The organism is Flavobacterium flevense (assembly GCF_900142775.1).
GTDB lineage: Bacteria > Bacteroidota > Bacteroidia > Flavobacteriales > Flavobacteriaceae > Flavobacterium > Flavobacterium flevense.
This window is the reverse complement of the sequence record NZ_FRCC01000011.1, coordinates 32804-54186: the sequence shown is the minus strand read 5'-3', so window position 1 is coordinate 54186 and position 21383 is coordinate 32804. Positions and strand designations below refer to the sequence as shown.

The window sequence follows — 21383 nt, the reverse complement described above, 5'->3', positions numbered from 1 at the left end:
TAGCAACTGGAAACAACTCAAGAAAAGCAATGACTTTATATCGGAAAAATTTACAGCTTTCTCAAGAAATGTTCACCGTAATAAGTTGCTTTGAAGTTGCATTACGAAATAAAATAAACGAACAATATGTAGCCCAACATGGAAATGATTGGTTAAGAGACAGCATTGCAGCAGGTGGAACCTTTAGCACAAACAGATGTGTAAATACTAAAAAATTAATTGATAAATCATTAAATAAACTAATAGTATATACGCACCCAAAGCTTTTAGCAACATTTGATTTTGGTTTTTGGAGATATCTTTATGCTCAACCTCAATTCTTTGCAGGTGGACAAACTTTACTAAAAGTATTTCCATCAAAACCTACAAGTACACCTGCAATTCAGTATAATCAATCGTACATAAACCATGACCTTAATTGCCATTTTCTTTCCGTTTGTTTCTTTTTTCCTGAGAGGAAAAATACTAACGTCAATCATTTGTTTACTATTACAAATAACGCTTATTGGATGGATTCCAGCTGCAATTTGGGCAGTCATCTCTTTACAAAATTCAAGAGCCGATAAAAGAAATAAAGAACTCATAAAAGCAATGAAATCTAAATCGTAGTTTTCAAGCTGGCACAAATACAATATCACTAAGTTAAGTGATAGCGACTGCACCACCCCGCCCTCTGGAGGGGTGTCTGAAAGACGGGGTGGTTTTTGAATGTTAACGGACTTACTCTTTTAAAGATTTTTTTAAATTTAATACCCGCTGCTGACACGAATCCTTTCGTGTGGTACGTTTCTAAATCAATACGGAGTTACTTACGAAGTTCCTTCCTTCGTCAGGAAGACAAGTTTGAGAAAAACAGGAAATGGATTGAAAATAAAAAATAGCAACAAAACTATAAACTAACATGACATTAGAACAACTAAAATATCCCATCGGAAAGTTTGAAGCTCCAGCAACTATTACAAAAGACATTTTATCACAATGGATAGCTGACATTTCATCTTTTCCTGCAAGACTAAAAAACGAAGTGTATCATTTAACCGATGAACAATTAGATACACCATACAGACCCGAAGGCTGGACGATCAGACAGGTAATTCACCATTGTGCCGACAGCCATATGAACAGCCTGACCCGTTTTAAACTCACACTTACCGAAGACCAACCTACCATAAAACCGTATCATGAAGAACGATGGGCAGAACTTATGGACAGTAAAAACATGCCAATCGCTCCTTCGTTAAAAATGCTGGAAGGTATTCATGAACGATGGACAATGCTGCTAAACCATCTTACAGAAGAACAAAAAGGAAGCGTTTTTATTCATCCTGAACACGGAAAAACCTTTAGAATAGACGAAAACATTGGCACCTATGCCTGGCATTGCAACCATCATTTGGCACACATAACCCAAACAAAAAAACGCAACAACTGGAAATAAACAGCCGGCAGAAAGCAGAAATAAGAAAACAGCAGTAGTTATCGTTGAATATATTAAAAGGTATAGGGAACTTAACAAAAATGAAAAATGAAAAACACCCGAATCTATAAAATGTCCTTTGCTTCGGTTTATCCGCATTACATTACCAAGGCGGAGAAAAAAGGACGCAGCAAGCAGGAAGTTGATGCAATTATTTTCTGGCTTACCGGATACAACGAGCAAAACTTACAACACATATTGGACAACAAAACCGATTTTGAAACATTTTTTGCTCAGGCTCCACAAATCAATCCCAATGTTTCTAAAATTACCGGCGTTATTTGCGGCTATCGTGTAGAAGAAATTGAAGATCCGCTGATGCAGCAAATCCGTTATCTGGACAAATTGGTTGATGAATTAGCCAAGGGAAAATCGATGGATAAAATTTTGCGCAGTTAGAAAATTAACTTCCCTCAGCCGAATCACCTTTTTATACTCCAAAAAGAAAATGATGTAATAATTCGGTGAAAATCTGTAACATACCCCAATATAGAAGTGATATTTTTGAATAAAAACAAAATAATCATGATAGCTATACTACAAAATACTCCCGATAATGTTGCTGCTTTTGAAGCACGCGGCACCGTAACTCAAGCCGATTTTGAAAACGTGGTCTTCCCCACTGTAGAACAAAAAGTAAAAATTTTTAACGAATTAAATTACCTTTTGTATCTAAACACCGAGATTGGAGATTTTACTTTTAAAGCCTGGTTGCAGGATTTACTCCTGGGGATAAAAAATCTTACCAAATGGAATCGTTGCGCTATTGTTACAGACAACAATAATGTGCAAAATTTCACCGAAATATTTAGCGTCCTGATGCCGGGAGAATTTAAGTCTTTTTCGAAAAACGAACTAGACAAGGCTATTATTTGGTGTGCTAACGGAGCAGAAAACAATCATTAACTTTTAAAAATCTAAGACATGTCAATAGAAAATCTAACACATACAAAAGCCATTGAAAAATTAAAAGAATTATCAGAAAGTGCAAGAATTTGTATGTTTTGTACCAATTTAACAGAACTTCCGATGAATTCCCGACCTATGAGCCTTCAGGAATGCGACAATCAGGGAAACCTCTGGTTTATAAGCAGTGCCGAAAGCAATAAAAATTTTGAAATAAAAGAAGAAAACAAAGTACAGCTGTTCTTTATGAATAATAGTAATTCCGAATACCTGTCTATTTATGGCAAAGCTTTTATTTACAAAGACAAAAATACGATAGAAGAACAATGGAGCTCTCTGGCAAATGCATGGTTTGAAGAAGGAAAAGACGACCCTAAAGTAACCGTAATCAGAGTGACTCCAGAAGAAACCTATTATTGGGATACCAAAGCAGGAAAATTTATAACCATGATGAGTTTTGTGGGTGCCGCTTTAACCGGATCAACAACCGATAACAGCGATGGAGTTGAAGGAAACCTGAATATCAGATAAACCTATTCACGCTCTTTTCGTAAAAATAATACAAACAAAGGGGAAGTAAAAAAACTTCTCCTTTTCTATTAAAAAAAATAAAGCCAAATGAAATAATTACAATTAGGACAAAAACTAAATGAAAATATTTATCTTTAGCTCTCATAAAAAAACACAATGCCGCAAAATACAAAAGAACTCAAACTAGCCGTATTAATTGATGCCGATAATGTTCCGTACAGCAATGTAAAAGGAATGATGGAAGAAATTACTAAATTCGGTACCCCAACCACAAAACGTATCTATGCCGACTGGACTAAACCCAATGCCAATGGATGGAAAGGTGTTTTACTGGAACACGCCATCACTCCTATCCAACAATACAGCTATACTACAGGCAAAAACTCATCCGATTCTGCGTTGATTATCGATGCTATGGACTTACTGTATTCTGGGAAACTGGACGGTTTTTGTATTGTTTCCAGTGACAGCGATTTTACCCGTTTAGCGATTCGTTTAAGAGAATCAGGCATGAAAGTGATTGGAATTGGTGAACAAAAGACACCAAAACCTTTTATCAGCGCCTGCGACCGTTTTATATTTATCGAAGTTTTAGATGGCGCTATCAAGAAAAAAACCACTAAAACTGTAGTGGATTCTAAAAAACCAGTGGAAAAAACCACTATTAAAGCCACCGAAAAACCGACTCAAAAACCATTAAATAAAATTGACGAACCTACCATGGATCTTATCGAAGATTCTATTGACGACATTGCCGATGATAGTGGCTGGGCTTTTCTGGGCGATGTAGGAAACCTGATTGTAAAGAAAAAACCCGAATTTGACCCACGAAATTACGGCTTTACAAAACTGACTCCCATGTTAAAATCACTAACTGACATTCTTGAAATAGATGAAAGAGATTCAGATAAAAAAGGGATTAAACACGTTTATGTACGTCTTCGTTATAGTTAAATTAACTTTTTAACTACCTGATACAATAATTCTTTACTAATAGGTTTAGACAAATAATCATTCATTCCTATTTCCTTGACACGCAATTGAGTGCTTTCCATCACATCTGCAGTTACGGCAACAATAGGAATGTTTGCGTTTTGTTCACCCACTTTTCCATTCCTTATGGCAATGGTAGCTTCATAACCGTCCATAACAGGCATTTGAAGATCCATTAAAACTAAATCAAAAGTATTATTTGCAAAAGCATCTAAAGCTTCTTTCCCATTATTGGCATACACAATTGTGGTATTCAACCACTTTTTAGTAATCATTTTAATGACCATTTGATTCATTGCATTATCCTCTACAACCAAAATAGTTTTACCACCTAAATCGCAAACTGCTGAGTCAGCAACCGCAACCGGGATTTTCTTTTTGGCTGCGATTTCATAATCAATTACAATGGTACAAACTGTTCCTTTATGGATTTCACTTTGAATTTCGACAAGTCCTCCTTGCTTGTCCACTAAGGTTTTCACAATGTAAAGTCCTAATCCCAGTCCTCCAAATTTTCGTTTATTATCAATACTGTGCTGAGAAAAAGAATCAAACAAGCTATTCATTTTTTCTTTGGCTATGCCAACACCTGAATCGGTAACAATCAATTTTACACTTGCAATAGTATCTGATTTTTTTTCCACTTCCACCTTGAAATCAACAAAGCCGTGAGAAGTGAATTTTATAGCATTATTTAAAACATTGTTGATAATCTGAAACAATCTGTTCTCATCACCCACAAGAGTTGAAACAGGAGTATCCGGCTTAGTAAAATGGAACTTAAGCCCTTTATCTTTTGATTTGATTTTAGCACTGGACTTAACATTTTTTAAAACCGTCAGTAAATCAAACTCTTTTTTCTCCAGCCTTAATTCATTTTTTTCAATTTTAGAAAAATCCAATATATCGTTTACAGACCCCAATAAACTCTGAGCTGAATATTTTATAACCTCACAGTTTTTCTTCTCTTTTTTATCTTTGACGGCACCGGAAACAGTTTCAATCAAATTACTAATCGCATTCAGCGGTGTACGCAATTCATGGCTGATATTCGATAAAAAATATGATTTTAACTCATTCATTTCTTCCGACTTCACTAAAGCAATCCGGTTAAATTCTTCTTTTTCATTTTTTAATTTCCGAATCAGATTTGACATTGAAAGAGAAAGAAAAATTACTTCTAAACCAGTACCAATTTTAGAACTATTCTGAGTCACAAAAGTATTCTCCACCAATCCCAGATTATTGAGAATAAAAACACCAAAACCCAGAATCAAAAAGAAAATACCGATGATAAACAAAGAATCAACAGCTTTCTTACTGTAGTATAAATATCCTATTGAAAAAACGATCAGAAATAAAAAAACTAAAACTAACAAGTTTACTATTTGGTAACAATAAATCAGAGCTACAGGTACAAAAACAGCAAAAAACAATAAAATTAACAGCAAAGCATAACTCACCCGATACATTAAATAGATAACACTGCTATTCTCCTTAATTTTCAAAAACAATTCGCTATACTTACCTGATAAAAATGCTCCTATTATGGCTAAAAACAGTACCGCATGATTTGAAAACCAGCCGCCACCAGGAGTTATGTATTGGTAAAAATATCCGTCTAATGCAAATTGTAACAAGCCCACAGAGACTACATACAAACTGTAATATAAAAATGTAGATTCTTTCAATCCTAAAAAGAAAAAGAAATAAATAATAGCAACTATGGCTAAAACACCGTAAAAAAGTCCGTTAACAAACTGTGCGGTCGAATTAGCATTTACAAAACCTTCCGGAGAATATAAAACTAATGGCAGTTTAACTACTTCACCGTCACTTTTAATATGCAAAACTAACTTTAAATTCGCTTTCGGTTTAATTTTCAAATTAAACAGACTCCTTCTGTTAGGATAGCTTCGTTCCTCAAAAGCCATAGCGTCACCACTAATTTCTTTTTCAATTTTTCCCGTAGCGGCATTCACAAGATACAATTCAACTACATCCGTTATGGGGCGTGCCGTCTCAAAAAAGTAATGCAACTCTTCATCAGTATCATTCACTAAAGTAGTCATTGACCAAAAATTATTTTCAGTGAATCCTAAATAATCTCCCTTAGCTTTAAGTTCTTGTGGATTTAAAGTATTAAATTCTCTTAAAACAAATTGAATATCAAGGTCTTTTTGACCTACATCAGCAATTGAAGTGTAATCTTGCAGCGAAAGCACATCTGGTAAATCATCTGATTTAAAAACATATTGCGAGTAATTGTTAGCATAAACCAGCAGAAAAAAGAATAATACTATTCTTTTTAGAAAAACCAAAAAGCTTTCCGTTTTCATATTCAATCATTTTAGGGGTAAGCAAAAGTAGCAAAACATGCTGACTTTCATGACATAACACTTATATTCTTTTTTTGCTGACAAAATCTTTAAATTTAATTTATTAATATTTTCTAAAATATTTCACAGGACTATATATTCTTTCTACATTAGTTCATCAACATTTTTTTTAAGATTATGAGAAAGCAAATTTTCATCGTTGGAATTTCATTATTAGCCATTTCGCTATTTTTTAATTATTATATGGAAACATCGTATTTGTTTTCTGTAATAATGCTGGTTTTTATAGCAATCGGATTTTATAATAGTGTCCAGAAAAAGCACGCAATACTCCGAAACTTTCCGGTTATAGGTTACTTCAGATATATTTTCGAAAGTATCTCACCGGAAATTCAACAGTATTTTATTGAACGCTCTACCGATGGAAAACCTTTTTCAAGAAACCAGCGTTCGCTGGTTTATCAGAGAGCCAAAAACATTGATTCTAATACACCATTTGGAACACAATTAGACCTCAACCATACCAATTATGAAGGAATCAAACATTCTATATTTCCTGCCAAAGTAAATGAGGAATTACCCCGCGTACTGGTGGGAGGAAAAGATTGTAAACAACCTTATTCAGCCTCATTGCTCAATATTTCGGCAATGAGTTTTGGGTCATTAAGCGAAAACGCAATTGTAGCTCTTAACAAAGGTGCTTTAAGAGGTCATTTTTATCACAATACCGGCGAAGGAGGATTAACTGATTTTCATTTACAGGGAGCCGATGTAACCTGGCAAATAGGAACCGGATATTTTGGCTGTAGGGATGACAGAGGGAATTTTGACGGTGGAAAATTCAAAGAAAAAGCAAGTCATCCCAATGTGAAAATGATTGAAATCAAACTCTCTCAAGGCGCTAAACCCGGACACGGAGGTGTATTACCCGCTGCTAAAAACACCGAACAAATTGCTAAAATAAGAGGTGTATTACCTCACACATTAATATTATCTCCTCCTGCTCACAGTGCTTTTTCGGATGCGAAAGGCTTAATTGAATTTATCGCCCGCTTACGCGAATTGTCTAACGGAAAACCCATTGGTTTCAAACTCTGTATTGGAAAAACCAGTGAATTTGAAGCCATTTGTCACGAAATGATTGCCGCAGATTGCTATCCTGATTTTATCACCGTTGATGGCGCCGAAGGAGGAACAGGTGCTGCACCTTTAGAATTTTCGGATGGTGTGGGAATGCCTTTTGAACCTGCGTTGATATTTGTCAATAAAACATTAGTCAATTTAAATATCCGGGATAAAATACGCATCATAGGAAGTGGAAAAATCATTTCCGGTTATTCGGTTTTACATGCTATTGCTTTAGGGGCAGACATGTGTAACAGCGCCCGGGGTTTTATGTTTTCACTGGGCTGCATTCAGGCGTTGCGTTGCCACAACAATCAGTGTCCCACCGGCGTGGCCACCCAGAATAAAATGCTGATGAAAGGTTTAGTGGTAACCGATAAATCCGAACGGGTTTATCATTATCATCGAAATACACTTCATGCTGCCAATGAATTATTAGCCGCAGCCGGAAAAAACAGTTTTGCCGAAGCTGATATTTCTATTTTTATGCGTGGGGACGAATTTGCACATCTTTCCGATTCGTATTTTCCAAATAACCTAACCAATGTCAGTCAGCATTAACAAAAAAAAGGAGGGCTATGAAAGCCCTCCAAAAATTGGTTTTGATTTACTATTATCAACTATAATTAACTAAAAAGTGTTGATAGTGTGCTTTCATTTTTCTACCCAAATTAACATACACACATTAATGAATCAAAACCACAGTGTAAAGATACGGCTATTATTCAAAGAAAAATATTTCTTACTATAATTTAACACCTAATTAACCTGAAATACAGATACTTATATATTTTTTAATACAAAAAATAATATTTTTTAAAATTCTCTTATTATGAAACTCGTATTTGCCTCTAATAACAAAAATAAAATCAAAGAAATCCAACAATTATTGCCGGATACCATTACGCTTTTAAGTCTGGAAGCCATTGGTTGTCATGAAGAAATTCCGGAAACAGCTGACACTATAGAAGGCAACGCCATCCTGAAAGCCAATTATGTAACTCAAAAATACGGTTATGATTGCTTTGCCGATGATACAGGACTGGAAGTGGAAGCCTTAAACGGAGCACCCGGTGTCTATTCTGCACGATATGCCGGAATGCAGCGTAATGCAGAAGACAATATGAATCTTTTATTGGAAAACTTAAAAAATCAAGATAACCGCACCGCACAATTTAAAACTGTAATTGCATTAAATATAAATGGCAAACAACAACTCTTCACCGGAATTGCAAAGGGGGAAATTACGCTGGAAAAATCAGGAAATCAAGGATTTGGATACGATCCTGTTTTTCAGCCTGAAGGTTACCAGGAAACTTTTGCCGATTTAGATTTGGAAATAAAAAACCAAATTAGCCATCGAGGAAAAGCCACCCAATTACTCATTTCTTATTTAACAGAAACAAAATAATTATCTAATATCCAATATTTTTCAGGTGTTTTTTCGAAAATAAACCTTCTATTTACCGTTAAAATTCTAAAACTGAAGGCGCTATTTTAAGTTTCAAAACATAACTTTCTGATAATCAAAAGATATTAAATCATTAAAACTTAGAAATGCATTAGTTTATATGGATAATTAACAGTAATTTTGCACCCTATTTTAAAAATACATAATGAATAAATTTGAACAATTAGGATTGAGTGAATCGTTACTGAAGGCGATTTTAGATCTAGGATTTGAGAATCCGTCAGAAGTACAGGAGAAAGCGATTCCCCTATTATTGGAAAAAGATACAGATTTAGTTGCGTTGGCTCAGACAGGGACAGGGAAAACGGCAGCTTTTGGTTTTCCAGTTATTCAAAAAATTGATGCCGACAACAGAAATACACAGGCGTTGATTTTATCTCCAACGCGCGAACTTTGCTTACAGATTACCAACGAACTTAAAAACTACTCTAAATACGAAAAAGGTATTAATGTGGTAGCAGTTTACGGAGGAGCTAGTATTACCGAACAAGCGAGAGACATTAAAAGAGGAGCACAAATTATTGTGGCTACTCCAGGAAGAATGCAGGATATGATTAACAGAGGATTAGTAAACATCACTCAGATTAATTATTGTATTCTTGACGAAGCAGACGAAATGCTGAACATGGGATTCTATGATGATATCGTAAACATCCTTTCAACAACTCCTGACGAGAAAAACACATGGTTGTTTTCTGCAACAATGCCGGCAGAGGTTGCCCGAATTGGTAAACAATTCATGACAAACCCTGAGGAAGTAACTGTAGGAACTAAAAACTCTGGTTCTGCTACCGTTTCTCACGAATTTTATCTTGTAAACGCACGTGATCGTTACGAAGCTTTAAAACGTTTAGCAGATGCTAACCCGGACATTTTCTCTGTAGTTTTTTGCAGAACAAAACGTGATACACAGGCTATTGCCGAAAAATTAATCGAAGACGGATACAGCGCTGCTGCATTACACGGAGATTTATCTCAGGCACAACGTGACGGAGTAATGAAATCTTTCCGTGGAAGACAAATCCAAATGCTTGTTGCAACTGATGTTGCGGCACGTGGAATTGACGTTGATAATATTACTCACGTAGTAAATTACCAATTACCGGACGAAATTGAAACGTACAACCACCGTTCAGGAAGAACAGGTCGTGCAGGAAGATTAGGAACTTCTATTGTAATTGTAACAAAAAGCGAATTACGCAAGATTTCTTCTATCGAAAGAATCATCAAACAAAAATTTGAAGAAAAAACAATTCCTTCCGGAATCGAAATCTGCGAAATCCAATTATTACACTTAGCTACTAAAATTAAAGATACTGAAGTAGATCACGAAATTGACAACTACTTACCGGCTATCAATGATGTATTAGAAGGTTTGACTAAGGAAGAACTGATCAAGAAAATGGTTTCTGTTGAATTTAACCGTTTCATCAACTACTACAAGAAAACAAGAGATATTTCGGCTCAATCTGGTGACAGACGTGAGCGTGGAGACGATCGTGCTCCAAGAGAAAACAACAATAGTGGTGCTACAAGATATTTTGTAAACATTGGTTCCAGAGACAATTTTGACTGGATGTCATTAAAAGATTATTTGAAAGAAACATTAGACTTAGGTCGTGATGACGTTTTCAAAGTAGATGTAAAAGAAGGATTCTCTTTCTTTAACACTGATCCGGAACACACTGATAAAGTAATGGAAGTGTTGAACAACGTACAATTAGAAGGACGTCGTATCAATGTTGAAATCTCTAAAAATGATGGTGGCGGAAGACGCGATCACAACGGAAGAAGTTCTGGCGGAAGAAGTTCAGCTCCAAGAAGAGAAGGTAGCTTTGCTCCAAGACGTGAAGGTGGTTTTAGAAGCGACAGAAATTCAGCTCCAAGAGAAGGTGGTTTCAGAAGCGAAAGAAGCTCAGCTCCAAGACGTGAAGGTGGTTCATCAGAAAGACCTGCCAGACGTTCAGAAAGCTTTGGTGATGCACCAAGACCAAGAAGACCAAGAAGAGATTAACGATTCGTTAATTTTCTTATAATTAAAATAATAAACTACAAAATATTTAAAGCCGTTTTATTACTTTTAAAGTTTTAAACCAGTTTATGAAATATTTTGTAGTTTTCTTTTTTTTAGTATTCTCTACAGTCACTTTTGCCCAGGATCAAATTACTTCCCAAAAAGTAACCGGCTATATCTATAACGACAATACTAAAACTCCTTTATCAGGTGTAAACATCATCAATATCAATAGAGTAAGAGGTTCCAGAACTGATATGAATGGGTATTTTGAAATTGACATTCACCCTACTGACACCTTACATTTGTCCCTTTTAGGATTCCAATCACTAAGAGTGAAAGTAACGAATGACTGGATAAAAAATAAAGTAGCTAAAATATATCTGACTGAAAAAGCCATCGCTTTAGAAGAAGTTGTAATTCGCCCCTTTAACCTTACCGGTTACTTAGAGGTAGATTCGAAAACAATTCCTATCAATAAAAACTACCAATACAGCATTTCAGGATTAAACAATGGTTACGAAGCAGGAGAATATTCTCCCGGAGCTTTTGGAAAAGTTTTGGGCTCCATTTTCAATCCCGCGGATATGCTTTATAATTTCTTTGGAAAAAAAGGAACAGAGCTGAAAAAATTAAAACAAATTAAGAAAGATGATACGGTAAGAAACCTTCTCGAATCTAAATTTGACCGTGAAACTCTTGCGGTATTGCTGGGAATTGATAAAAACGAAATTCCCGAAATATTACAACGCTGTAATTATTCAGAATCTTTTATACAAACCGCTAACGACTTACAAATCATGGATGCCATAAGCGGATGCTATGAACAATATAAAATTCTGAAAAAATAATAAAAAATTTATATTCAATCCTCAATTCCTAATTGGGGATTTTTTTTTAGATAAAGCGCAAAGCAAACACAATAAAACCTACATTTACTAAAACACAATCCTAAAAAATAATTATCATGGCAAAAAGTCAAGACGCTAAAAAAACGGTAAAGAAAGAACCGCAAAAAACAGCCAAAGAAAAGAAAGAAGAAAAAAGAGAAAAGAAAAACAGTCCGAAAAGAGACTAAATTTAAGTCATCAGTATTCCGCTTTTAGTGATCAGCAAAACTGAATACTAAAACGGAATACTGAGCACTTTTTTATTTTACCGGAATATTCGCTAAAATCTCCACTAAAAATTTCCAGAATTTTTGAGAAGAAGCGATACTCGCTCTTTCATCCGGCGAATGAGCTCCGTGAATAGTGGGTCCAAAAGAAATCATATCCATATCCGGATAATTGCCTCCTAAAATACCACATTCTAAACCGGCATGACAAGCTACTACTTTGGGTTTTTCGCCATTTAGTTTTTCATAAAGAGGAACCAAAACCTCTAAAATTTCTGATTGGGGATTAGGAGTCCAGCCCGGATAAGAACCTGAAATCTCTACCTCACAACCCATTAATTCAAAAGCAGAACGCAACTCATTAGCCAAATCAAACTTAGCCGATTCTACCGAAGAACGCGTTAAACATTGCACTGACAATTTTCCTTTACCTAAATTAACTTTTGCAATATTATTTGAAGTTTCGACCAAATTGTCAAAATCAGCACTCATTCTGTGCACACCATTAGCTGCCGTTGCCATCGAACGCACAAAATAGTATTGCGCCATCGGAGGCATCACCTTTGCAGGAGTATTTTTCAATTTTTCGAAAACAATTTCTAAGTTGGGTTCCGTAGTTTTCAGTTCGTTTTTAATTTCGCTGACAATTTGCTGCATATCAAAAACAAAAGCTTCATCATAAACTGAAGCAATAATCACTTTTGCCACACTTTCACGTGGAATAGCATTGCGCAAACTTCCGCCATGAATTTCCGAAATTTGCAAACCAAAATTATCAAAACCATCAAACAACAATCGGTTCATAATTTTATTGGCATTCCCTAATCCTTTATGAATATCAATCCCGGAATGTCCGCCTTTGAGTCCTTTTACGGTGATGCTGTATGCCGTTGAATGTTCCGGCGTTTCTTCCTCATCGTATTCCGCTTCTGCAGTGACATCAATTCCTCCTGCACAACCAATGTCGATTTCATCATCTTCTTCGGTATCCAGATTCAGCAAAATTTGTCCTTGCAATAAACCTTCTTCTAAGTTCATAGCACCTGTCATTCCGGTTTCTTCATCGATAGTAAACAAGGCTTCAATAGCAGGATGAGCGAGATCTTTACTTTCTAAAATAGCCATAATTGCGGCAACACCTAATCCATTATCCGCTCCCAGAGTTGTTCCTTTGGCACGCACCCAGTCGCCATCTACATACATTTCGATTCCCTGAGTATCAAAATCAAACGCTGTATCAGCATTTTTTTGATGTACCATATCCAAATGTCCCTGCAACACAATTGCCTTGCGGTTTTCCATTCCCGCTGTGGCCGGCTTTCTAATAATTACATTTTGAACCTTATCTTCAAAAACTTCTAACCCTAAGTTTTTACCAAAATCTTTTATAAAAGCCACCACACGTTCTTCTTTTTTAGAAGGCCTTGGTACCGCATTCAAACTGGCAAAATTATTCCATAAAGCCCGTGGCTCTAAATTCCATATTTCCTGACTCATATAGTTGTATTGTATTTTCGATTTAAAAAACTCAAAGTTACAAAGTTTAAAATCCTTTTCTAACATTAAATTAATTATTGCTGGTCAAACTCATGCGTTTTATTTCTTGCCACGAATTACACTATTTTACACCAATTTTAATAAATCTAAAAATCACACCAATCTTACAAGCCTTTGCTCTATTCGTGCAATATTTATGACATATCAATTTGTGTTATTTCGTGTAATTCATGGCTGATTTTTTTTATTTCTGAAACGCATGCGTTTGCCTTGTTAATTATTGTAATTATATTTACAACACTAAAATGCTATTTTGAAACGAAAATACTTATTACCATTACTGCTCATTATTCAGATTCTGATTCTAAAAACACTTGCTTTTTTTCCGGAATTAGTAGAGTCTTTTTACAGCAACGGATTGTATCCGTTACTTTCTAATTTCCTGAGAATTCTGTTGGGATGGATTCCGTTTTCAATTGGAGACATTCTGTATTTTATTTTGATTTTACTGGCTTTAAAATGGTTTTGGTCCAATCGAAAAAACTGGAGATTAAACTGGAAAGACCGTGTATTAGCAGTTTTAGGTGCTGTTTCGGTTTTTCATTTCTTCTTTTATTTTATTTGGGCAATCAACTATTACAGAATTCCTCTTTTCGAAAAAATGCAAATTAAAAGAGAGTATTCGGATGCTGATTTATTAGATTTCACCAAAAAAGTTATTGCAAAAACGAATGAAATTCAAAACCAGATTACTAAAAACGATAGCCTAAAAGTAATTTACCCTTACAGCCATGAAGCCACTTTTGAAAAAAATATTAATGGGTACAAACATCTGGCTAAAAACTATCCGTTTTTTAGTTATTCCAATCAAAGCCTTAAAAAATCCCTGTTTAGTCTGCCTTTAACTTATATGGGTTTTGGCGGATATTTAAATCCTTTTACTAATGAAGCTCAGGTCAATTATTTAATGCCCCGGTACAATTTACCTACCACCAGTTGTCACGAAATGGCGCATCAAATGGGTTATGCCAGCGAAAGCGAATGTAATTTCATTGGGTTTCTTGCTTCGGTTCACAATGATGATTTGTATTTTAAATATTCCGGTTACAGCTTTGCGTTGCGGTATTGTTTAAACAATTGGTACATTCGAAATGAAAAAATATATCAGGAATTATTAAAAACCGTTCACCCCGGAATTCTAAAAAACTATAAAGAAAGTGAACAATTCTGGATGCAGTATCAAACGCCGATTGAGAAAGGATTTCATACTTTTTATGATCATTATTTAAAAATTAATCAACAGGAAGAAGGAATAAACAGCTACAGTAAGTTTGTTGATTTATTGGTGAATTATTATAAAAACAAGCCTTTGTAAAATTAAAATGCTACAACTCATCACTGGTAAAAGTGGTAAAACTTCTTTTCTTATAAGGTCTGATTATCAAACGTCCTTCGCGGTCAAAACGGATATAATTATACACCCAATTCAAGAAAACAAACGCTTTATTCTTGAAACCAATGAGTGAAAACAAATGCACAAACATCCAGACAAACCAAGCGAAAAAACCACTAAAATGAAATTTAGGCAAATCGACAACAGCTTTGTTTCTCCCTATGGTAGCCATCGAACCTTTGTCTTTGTATTCAAAAGCTTCCATCTGCTGTTTTTGAATGAGTCGAATAATATTCTTTCCTAATAATTTACCTTGCTGTATGGCGGGTTGTGCCATCATAGGATGCCCTTGTGGATAATCTTCGGTTTCCATTGAAGCGATATCTCCAATAGCAAAAATAGCATCATATCCTTTTACCTGATTGTAGGAATTGACACGAATGCGTTCTGCTTTTTCTACTAACGCACTGGCATCTAACCCGGAAACAAGCGCTCCCTGAACACCGGCAGTCCAAATTACGGTTGCGGTATCAAAACTCAAATCGGAATTTGTGGAAATAGTGCGACCGTCATAATGAGTCACTCTTACATTTTTCCAGATTTTAACCCCCATTTTTAAAAGAAACTTTTCCGCTGCTACAGATGACTTCTCACTCATCGTATTGAGAATTCTATCGCCACTCTGAATCAGGTTAATTTGCATTTTTGTGATATCCAGATCAGGATAATCTTTTTGCAAAATGGCTTTTTTCATTTCTGCCAAAGCACCTGCCAACTCTACTCCTGTTGGCCCTCCTCCAACCAAAACAAAATTGATTAAGCAGTTTTGTTCTTCAACATCTTTAGTAAAAACAGCCTGTTCAAAGTTTTCCAGTACAAGACTTCGAATATTAAGGGATTGCGGTATGGTTTTCATTTCCATACTGTTTCGTTTTATCTCTTCGTTTCCGAAAAAATTAGTTGTAGAGCCCGTAGCCATAACCAAATAATCATAGCTCAATTCTCCTATTTCGGCAATTATCTTTTTGTTTTGAGTATCAATTTCCTGAACATTCGTCAATCTAAAATAAAAATCATCGTACTCCTGAATTACTTTCCGAATGGGAAAGGCAATAGAACCCGCTTCGAGTCCGCCGGTAGCAACCTGATACAATAAAGGCTGAAAAGTATTGTAATTGTGTTTGTCTAAAAGCACCACCTGAACTTTTTTGTTCCTTAATTCTTTGGCCAATGCAATTCCTGCAAAACCACCACCAATTATAACGATTCGAGGATTATCAGAATGGGGAATATTCATATTTTAAATTATTTACAACTTACTAAAGATACAAAGTATAAAAATTCTACTGGTATGGAATACAAAAAAAGAGAGTAAAAAACTCTCTTTTTTTAATCTATTTCCCACTGACGCAATTTATTTAATTGTTCCTGTTCTTCTAATTCCTCAGCCGGAATCACCTTTAAAAAAGAAGGATGCTGCTCAATAGCGTATTCTATTTTTTCTACAATTTCGTCAATAGTTTCGTTATCATAATCAATTACCAGCGGTTCTTTGATGATAAAAGACTGTAAAATTCCTTTCTTTTTCATTCGGATTCCTTTTCTGTCAAATGAACGTCTGAAACCATCAATAACAATCGGCACTACAATAGGGCGATGCTGTTTAATAATATGAGCTGTTCCTTTACGAACCGGTTTAAAAGAGCGGGTGGTTCCCTGCGGAAAAGTGATGACCCAGCCGTCATTTAAGGCTTTTTTTATGTTCTCGGTATCATTGGGGTTTACTGCTTTTTTCTCCATAGCATCTACACCTTCGGAACGCCAGGTTCTTTCTACAGGAATGGCTCCGGCATAAGACAATATTTTAGGCAATAAACCGGAACGCATGGTTTCCTTAGCCGCCACATAATAAATATTCATTTTAGGCTCCCATAAATATCCAATATTCTTAATTGAATCAATTCGCCCGCTTAAACTGGCGTTAAAAACATGAAACATTGCCACCACATCGGCAAAATAGGTTTGGTGATTGGAGATAAACAACACATTGGTATCGGGTAATTTTCGAATGATTTCCGAACCTTCAATTTGTAAATCATTAAAACCCCGATAACGTCTATGAGTAAAGCTTCCAAAAAAACGGATTAGCCATTTTTTTAAAAATAAAATATGCCCAAAGGGATTTCTTTTAATGAGTTTCATAAAAGGTAATTAGTTTAATATTAGATTATAAATTTACAAAAACAAGATGAAGCGCTCTACAACTTTCCAGTATCAAAAACACTTAACAACACATCTTTTAATTCGCTCAGCATCATAGCGGTAGCTCCCCACACTATATGTCCATCAATCTTAAAAGCCGGAACTTCAATAAAGGAACCGTAAGAAGTGGATAGATTTTCGACCGTTAAAATAGCATCATTTTTAAAAACTTCCAGAGGCAATTCAATAATTGAAGCTACTTCTTGAGGATCTAAAACGAATGCTGGTTCTTCGATACAAATTCCTAAAAAAGGATATACCATAAAATTACTTGGCGGAATATACAACGGGCTAAAATCTTTCACAATTTCGATTTTGTCACGACTGATTCCAATTTCTTCCTCCGTTTCTCTTAAAGCAGTTTCTTTTAAATTACTATCACCAACTTCAAATTTGCCGCCCGGAAAAGCAATTTGAGCAGAATGCACTCCTTCGTAGGAATTTCGAACAATCAAAACCAAATGAGCCTGATTGTTTTTAGGATAAAACAACATCGTCACAGCAGCTTCTCTGGGATTTTTTTCTTTCAGATTAATTTTCTCCAAAAGTTCTTTGCGTTCAACAGGCATCATCTTTTCATGAGAAGCAAAAGCAGGAAGTACTGCGGGAACTAAATTGGGTATAATTTTTAAAAAATGCTGAAAATCCATAATCAAAGTCTATTTTTGCAAATAAAACATAAATATACTTTAGAAAACGAGCCTGAACAAATTTTCTAAAGATGAAAGCTTAATAAAATGTATAGTAAAGAAGAAACGCAACGGTTAAAACGAGAATTCTGGGTAACATTTGCCGAAAAACATCCTCGAAAATGGCTTTTATACGACACTAAGATTAAGGACTTCTCTTTTAAATTTTATGTGGATAATAAAAAAGCTCAGGTTTTGATTGATATCGAACATCGCAATACTGAAAAACGAATTGCTTATTTTGAAAAACTGGAAGCTTTAAAAAACATCTTAGAAGAAGAATTCATCACTGATTTAGTTTTTGAAAAAGACTATGTTTTGGAAAATGGAAAGACCATTAGCAGGATTTGGGTTGAAAAATCAGGCGTTGGTTTCAGCAACCGTAATTACTGGGACAGTATTTTTGATTTTTTTAATGAAAAAATGGATGCTCTGGAGCGTTTTTATCTGGAATATGATGAGTTTATAAAGGATATTGAAATCGAATAATGTTCCGATTTTACATCGTAAAAATATTATACACAATCACATGATCCGGATAAGTGATATATAATTGTTTTCGGTTTTCCTGCTTTTTTCGGGTGATGATAGAAAGGGTACAATCAACACCATCATTGTCTTTACAAGTAAAGGAATACACTAAATCACTTTCAGACTCTGATTCCGGCTGATAGACTACTATATTGTACAATTGAATATTTTGAGAATATACTACAATCCTGTTTTTATCAGTATCTAAAGTAACAGTGATATTTACTAATCCCAGATCAGACCATTTCCCCCATTTTCCTTTTTCATTTTTTTCCAAAACACTAAAACCCGAAGTTTTGAATCGATATACCTGACTGTAAGATTGCTGCAAACCCATTGTAAAAAACAATAAACAGATGTAAAAATAAAAGCATTTTTTTTGTGTCATTTTTGACTTATTTAAAATAAAAAATTGGCAACTTGCTTTTTAGCAAATTCATATTCCTGCATCATGTCTAAAACAATGGTTTGAGCGGACTTTATATCGTGAATTAATCCGGCTATCTGACCTATTTCTAATTCTCCTTCAACCACATCTCCTTCAAAAATACCTTTCTTGGCTCGGGCTCTTCCTAATAATCCGCACAAATCCTCTTTAGTGGGACATTGGGTATACAATTCCTGAATGTCTTCAAAAAACTTATTCTTTATCAATCTCACAGGAGTCAGTTCTTTCAATGTTAATTGTGTACCGCCTTCCTTTGTATCCAGAATTATTTTTTTAAAATTATCATGTGCCGAAGATTCTGTCGAAGCAGCAAACCTGCTTCCTACCTGAACAGCATCTGCTCCCAGAATCATAGCTGCAAGCATTCCGTTTCCGGTAGCGATTCCGCCAGCTGCAATAATAGGAATTTTTATTTGTTCTTTCACCATCGGAATTAAAGTAAAAGTAGTCGTTTCATCCCGACCATTATGTCCTCCGGCTTCAAAACCTTCGGCGACAATAGCATCTACTCCTGCCTGTTGTGCTTTTAATGCAAATTTAGTACTGCTCACCACATGAACTACCGTAATTCCATGATCTTTTAAGTAAGGTGTCCAGGTCATCGGATTCCCTGCGGACGTAAATACAATCCGGACTCCTTCTTCGATAATAATCTGCATGATTTCTTCAATATTAGGATATAACATAGGAATATTAACCCCAAAAGGTTTAGCCGTTGCTTTTTTACATTTCCTAATATGTTCTCTTAAAACCTCAGGATACATCGAGCCTGCACCTATTAATCCTAAACCTCCGGCATTACTCACTGCACTGGCTAGTTTGTATCCGCTTACCCAAACCATTCCGGCTTGAATTAACGGATATTGTATCTCAAAAAGTGTTGTTATCCTGTTCATTACAATCAATTTTTAATTATTTTCCCATATCTGGAAAAGAAATCGGATTCAATTTTATAAAAATAAAGTCCGTTGCTTAAGGGTGCTACAGAAAAATTAGTTTCTAAATCCAATATCTTTCTTTCTAAAACTTTTTGCCCAAGGACATTATAAAAAAACATTTTTCCTTTATTAAAATCAGCAGGAAAATGAACTGAAACAGCATCAGATGCAGGATTGGGATAGGCTACAAAATACTGCAGATTTTCGTCTCCTGAATTAGCTTTGTTAGCTAAAGCCAATTTAAAATCGGGAATTCCGTAACCGTATTGATTATCCGGAGTACTATAATTAGTAGAAGATTCAAGCAGTATTTTTTTTATTTCCTGATTTGTTTTCTCCGGATAAGCCTGCCACAAACAGGCTAGCATTCCGGAAATGAGAGGAGCCGAAAAAGAACTTCCACTTAGATAAACACTATTTCCATTCTCATCTGAAACAACCGTATTTTGCCCTAAAGCCATAATATCCGGTTTTATTCTGCCGTCAAATGTGGGGCCAACTGAGCTGAAATTTACCCGATTTTTATTTTCATCAACTGCTCCAACTGCGATAACCGAAGGAGCATCAGCCGGAGTTACAATATAGGGATCCTTTGTAGTTCCTTCATTACCTGCTGAAACAACAACGAGCATTCCACGGCTAAAAGCAATTTCGGCAGCTTTAGAAATAAAAGCCGTACTCCCATTTCTTTGTTCATAAGTATGATTATAAGCGGGGTTATCAAACTCCGTGTAACCTAACGAACTGTTTATAATATCAACTCCTAAACTGTCTGCTTTTTCAGCCGCTTCCACCCATAATGATTCTTCCACCGGATTTTCGACACTTACATCTTCGGTAACAAACAAGTAATACGAAGCGTCAATTGCTGTCCCAATTAACGAATTTTCAGTATAAGCAGCCATTGTTGAAAGCACATTGGTGCCATGCGAATCCTGAGTATAAACAGCATCATTTCTGTTTACAAAATTATAAGCTCCTAAAATTTGATTATTATCTCTCAACTGTTTAAACGGAACCGCTTTATCAACTCCCAGAAAACCGGCATCCAGTACTGCAATTATTTTTCCTGAACCGGTATAATGGTGCTGATGCAAAACCTGTCCGTTCAGCATTTTTATTTGTAAATCAGCCGTTTCCTTGTTAGCAAAAACAGACTTCTCCTTTTTTAGTCTCTTATTTTTCGGAATGCTGGCTTTTGATACTATATTAGTTGGATTCAAAGTGTTAGCGGCAAATTCTATTTTGGATACAAAATCATAATTTTTTAATGAATTAACAGCATTCTGAGAACCTCTGATATGAATGGCATTCATCCATTTGGACGTAGCCATAATTTGGATTCCCGAAACTTTTTTTAGGATACTAATAAAATTTTCACTTATGGGAACATCTTTAAAATCCAAAGCTATATTTTGAGTACTTCGTCTGTCCAGAGCTCGTTGTGAAAGCATTTTTAACGGATTGCTGTAAAATTCCTGTTCCTTTTCTTTAGCATTAAAATACACCCAGGCTTCTTCCTGGGAAAAAACGAAAAGGGGGAACAATAGTAAAAATAACAAACGAAACTTTTTCATAGTGATACCATTAAAAAAAAAGTGATTAACCTGTAACAGAATTAATCACTTAAATTTATTATTTTTTTTCGAAAG

At 35.3% G+C, this 21383-nt stretch carries 20 protein-coding genes; 12 read left to right on the top strand and 8 right to left on the bottom strand.

Annotation, left to right across the window (positions count from 1 at the left end):
• Positions 1–408: 408 nt before the first annotated feature.
• The 6 genes from BUB89_RS18105 (at position 409) to BUB89_RS15720 (ending at position 3868) form a co-directional block, all read left to right on the top strand.
• Entirely contained in the window at positions 409–609 is a 201-nt protein-coding gene (locus tag BUB89_RS18105; protein ID WP_073246775.1) for a YqaE/Pmp3 family membrane protein, read from the top strand.
• A gap of 292 nt (positions 610–901) precedes the next feature.
• A complete protein-coding gene (locus tag BUB89_RS15740; protein WP_073246773.1) occupies positions 902–1438 on the top strand; it encodes a YfiT family bacillithiol transferase in 537 nt (178 codons plus the stop codon).
• Between the two features lie 87 nt (positions 1439–1525).
• Entirely contained in the window at positions 1526–1876 is a 351-nt protein-coding gene (locus BUB89_RS15735; protein WP_073246771.1) for a DUF2200 domain-containing protein, read from the top strand.
• 126 nt (positions 1877–2002) lie between these two features.
• Positions 2003–2383 carry a SpoIIAA family protein gene (locus tag BUB89_RS15730; RefSeq protein ID WP_073246769.1) on the top strand — a complete coding sequence of 127 codons (381 nt, stop codon included), beginning with the start codon at positions 2003–2005 and terminating at the stop codon, positions 2381–2383.
• Between the two features lie 18 nt (positions 2384–2401).
• A complete protein-coding gene (locus BUB89_RS15725) occupies positions 2402–2914 on the top strand; it encodes a pyridoxamine 5'-phosphate oxidase family protein (protein WP_073246767.1) in 513 nt (170 codons plus the stop codon).
• A gap of 156 nt (positions 2915–3070) precedes the next feature.
• Complete coding sequence (locus BUB89_RS15720; protein WP_073246765.1) at positions 3071–3868, top strand: NYN domain-containing protein; 798 nt, start codon at positions 3071–3073, stop codon at positions 3866–3868.
• Here the strand turns inward: BUB89_RS15720 and BUB89_RS15715 are convergent.
• Positions 3865–6246: a hybrid sensor histidine kinase/response regulator gene (locus BUB89_RS15715; protein ID WP_073246763.1), complete on the bottom strand. Its 2382-nt coding sequence runs from the start codon at positions 6244–6246 to the stop codon at positions 3865–3867. The two genes, BUB89_RS15720 and BUB89_RS15715, sit on opposite strands and share 4 nt — an antisense overlap.
• Before the next feature lie 177 nt (positions 6247–6423).
• Between BUB89_RS15715 and BUB89_RS15710 the strand changes: the two genes are divergently transcribed.
• From BUB89_RS15710 to BUB89_RS15695, 4 genes are all read left to right on the top strand, one after another.
• Positions 6424–7932, top strand: coding sequence for an FMN-binding glutamate synthase family protein (locus BUB89_RS15710; RefSeq protein ID WP_073246761.1), 1509 nt, complete (start codon positions 6424–6426; stop codon positions 7930–7932).
• Between the two features lie 271 nt (positions 7933–8203).
• On the top strand, positions 8204–8782 hold the full coding sequence (locus BUB89_RS15705) for a non-canonical purine NTP diphosphatase (RefSeq protein ID WP_073246759.1): 579 nt from the start codon (positions 8204–8206) through the stop codon (positions 8780–8782).
• Between the two features lie 205 nt (positions 8783–8987).
• A complete protein-coding gene (locus BUB89_RS15700; RefSeq protein ID WP_073246757.1) occupies positions 8988–10856 on the top strand; it encodes a DEAD/DEAH box helicase in 1869 nt (622 codons plus the stop codon).
• Between the two features lie 86 nt (positions 10857–10942).
• Positions 10943–11707, top strand: a complete 765-nt coding sequence (locus BUB89_RS15695) for a carboxypeptidase-like regulatory domain-containing protein (RefSeq protein ID WP_073246755.1) — start codon at positions 10943–10945, stop codon at positions 11705–11707.
• Between the two features lie 299 nt (positions 11708–12006).
• Here BUB89_RS15695 and BUB89_RS15690 read toward each other — a convergent pair whose 3' ends face one another.
• Positions 12007–13470: an aminoacyl-histidine dipeptidase gene (locus tag BUB89_RS15690; protein ID WP_073246753.1), complete on the bottom strand. Its 1464-nt coding sequence runs from the start codon at positions 13468–13470 to the stop codon at positions 12007–12009.
• A 313-nt stretch (positions 13471–13783) separates the two neighbouring features.
• On the opposite strand from BUB89_RS15690, the gene BUB89_RS15685 reads away from it, so the two are divergent.
• Positions 13784–14845 (top strand): DUF3810 domain-containing protein, encoded by a 1062-nt coding sequence (locus BUB89_RS15685; protein ID WP_073246751.1) that lies wholly within the window; start codon positions 13784–13786, stop codon positions 14843–14845.
• Between the two features lie 10 nt (positions 14846–14855).
• Here the strand turns inward: BUB89_RS15685 and BUB89_RS15680 are convergent, their stop codons facing one another.
• From BUB89_RS15680 to BUB89_RS15670, 3 genes are all read right to left on the bottom strand, one after another.
• Complete coding sequence (locus BUB89_RS15680; protein WP_073246749.1) at positions 14856–16160, bottom strand: NAD(P)/FAD-dependent oxidoreductase; 1305 nt, start codon at positions 16158–16160, stop codon at positions 14856–14858.
• 92 nt (positions 16161–16252) lie between these two features.
• Positions 16253–17065 (bottom strand): lysophospholipid acyltransferase family protein, encoded by an 813-nt coding sequence (locus tag BUB89_RS15675; RefSeq protein ID WP_073246747.1) that lies wholly within the window; start codon positions 17063–17065, stop codon positions 16253–16255.
• Between the two features lie 56 nt (positions 17066–17121).
• Positions 17122–17775 (bottom strand): NUDIX hydrolase, encoded by a 654-nt coding sequence (locus BUB89_RS15670; protein WP_073246745.1) that lies wholly within the window; start codon positions 17773–17775, stop codon positions 17122–17124.
• Between the two features lie 87 nt (positions 17776–17862).
• Between BUB89_RS15670 and BUB89_RS15665 the strand changes: the two genes are divergently transcribed.
• Positions 17863–18303 carry a DUF4268 domain-containing protein gene (locus tag BUB89_RS15665; protein ID WP_073246744.1) on the top strand — a complete coding sequence of 147 codons (441 nt, stop codon included), beginning with the start codon at positions 17863–17865 and terminating at the stop codon, positions 18301–18303.
• Between the two features lie 10 nt (positions 18304–18313).
• Here the strand turns inward: BUB89_RS15665 and BUB89_RS15660 are convergent, their stop codons facing one another.
• From BUB89_RS15660 to BUB89_RS15650, 3 genes are read right to left on the bottom strand one after another with little or no spacing between them, the layout of a single operon-like run.
• Positions 18314–18733, bottom strand: coding sequence for a hypothetical protein (locus BUB89_RS15660; RefSeq protein ID WP_073246742.1), 420 nt, complete (start codon positions 18731–18733; stop codon positions 18314–18316).
• A gap of 11 nt (positions 18734–18744) precedes the next feature.
• On the bottom strand, positions 18745–19689 hold the full coding sequence (locus tag BUB89_RS15655) for an NAD(P)H-dependent flavin oxidoreductase (protein WP_073246825.1): 945 nt from the start codon (positions 19687–19689) through the stop codon (positions 18745–18747).
• Positions 19690–19694: 5 nt separating this feature from the next.
• Positions 19695–21308 carry a S8 family serine peptidase gene (locus BUB89_RS15650; RefSeq protein ID WP_073246740.1) on the bottom strand — a complete coding sequence of 538 codons (1614 nt, stop codon included), beginning with the start codon at positions 21306–21308 and terminating at the stop codon, positions 19695–19697.
• Between the last annotated feature and the right edge of the window lie 75 nt (positions 21309–21383).

Bases quoted from the DNA above. Each gene is read 5' to 3' on its own strand.
- BUB89_RS18105 (WP_073246775.1), top strand. From the start codon at position 409: ATGACCTTAATTGCCATTTTCTTTCCGTTTGTTTCTTTTTTCCTGAGA.
- BUB89_RS15740 (WP_073246773.1), top strand. From the start codon at position 902: ATGACATTAGAACAACTAAAATATCCCATCGGAAAGTTTGAAGCTCCA.
- BUB89_RS15735 (WP_073246771.1), top strand. From the start codon at position 1,526: ATGAAAAACACCCGAATCTATAAAATGTCCTTTGCTTCGGTTTATCCG.
- BUB89_RS15730 (WP_073246769.1), top strand. From the start codon at position 2,003: ATGATAGCTATACTACAAAATACTCCCGATAATGTTGCTGCTTTTGAA.
- BUB89_RS15725 (WP_073246767.1), top strand. From the start codon at position 2,402: ATGTCAATAGAAAATCTAACACATACAAAAGCCATTGAAAAATTAAAA.
- BUB89_RS15720 (WP_073246765.1), top strand. From the start codon at position 3,071: ATGCCGCAAAATACAAAAGAACTCAAACTAGCCGTATTAATTGATGCC.
- BUB89_RS15715 (WP_073246763.1), bottom strand. From the start codon at position 6,246: ATGAAAACGGAAAGCTTTTTGGTTTTTCTAAAAAGAATAGTATTATTC.
- BUB89_RS15710 (WP_073246761.1), top strand. From the start codon at position 6,424: ATGAGAAAGCAAATTTTCATCGTTGGAATTTCATTATTAGCCATTTCG.
- BUB89_RS15705 (WP_073246759.1), top strand. From the start codon at position 8,204: ATGAAACTCGTATTTGCCTCTAATAACAAAAATAAAATCAAAGAAATC.
- BUB89_RS15700 (WP_073246757.1), top strand. From the start codon at position 8,988: ATGAATAAATTTGAACAATTAGGATTGAGTGAATCGTTACTGAAGGCG.
- BUB89_RS15695 (WP_073246755.1), top strand. From the start codon at position 10,943: ATGAAATATTTTGTAGTTTTCTTTTTTTTAGTATTCTCTACAGTCACT.
- BUB89_RS15690 (WP_073246753.1), bottom strand. From the start codon at position 13,470: ATGAGTCAGGAAATATGGAATTTAGAGCCACGGGCTTTATGGAATAAT.
- BUB89_RS15680 (WP_073246749.1), bottom strand. From the start codon at position 16,160: ATGAATATTCCCCATTCTGATAATCCTCGAATCGTTATAATTGGTGGT.
- BUB89_RS15675 (WP_073246747.1), bottom strand. From the start codon at position 17,065: ATGAAACTCATTAAAAGAAATCCCTTTGGGCATATTTTATTTTTAAAA.
- BUB89_RS15670 (WP_073246745.1), bottom strand. From the start codon at position 17,775: ATGGATTTTCAGCATTTTTTAAAAATTATACCCAATTTAGTTCCCGCA.
- BUB89_RS15665 (WP_073246744.1), top strand. From the start codon at position 17,863: ATGTATAGTAAAGAAGAAACGCAACGGTTAAAACGAGAATTCTGGGTA.
- BUB89_RS15660 (WP_073246742.1), bottom strand. From the start codon at position 18,733: ATGACACAAAAAAAATGCTTTTATTTTTACATCTGTTTATTGTTTTTT.
- BUB89_RS15655 (WP_073246825.1), bottom strand. From the start codon at position 19,689: ATGAACAGGATAACAACACTTTTTGAGATACAATATCCGTTAATTCAA.
- BUB89_RS15650 (WP_073246740.1), bottom strand. From the start codon at position 21,308: ATGAAAAAGTTTCGTTTGTTATTTTTACTATTGTTCCCCCTTTTCGTT.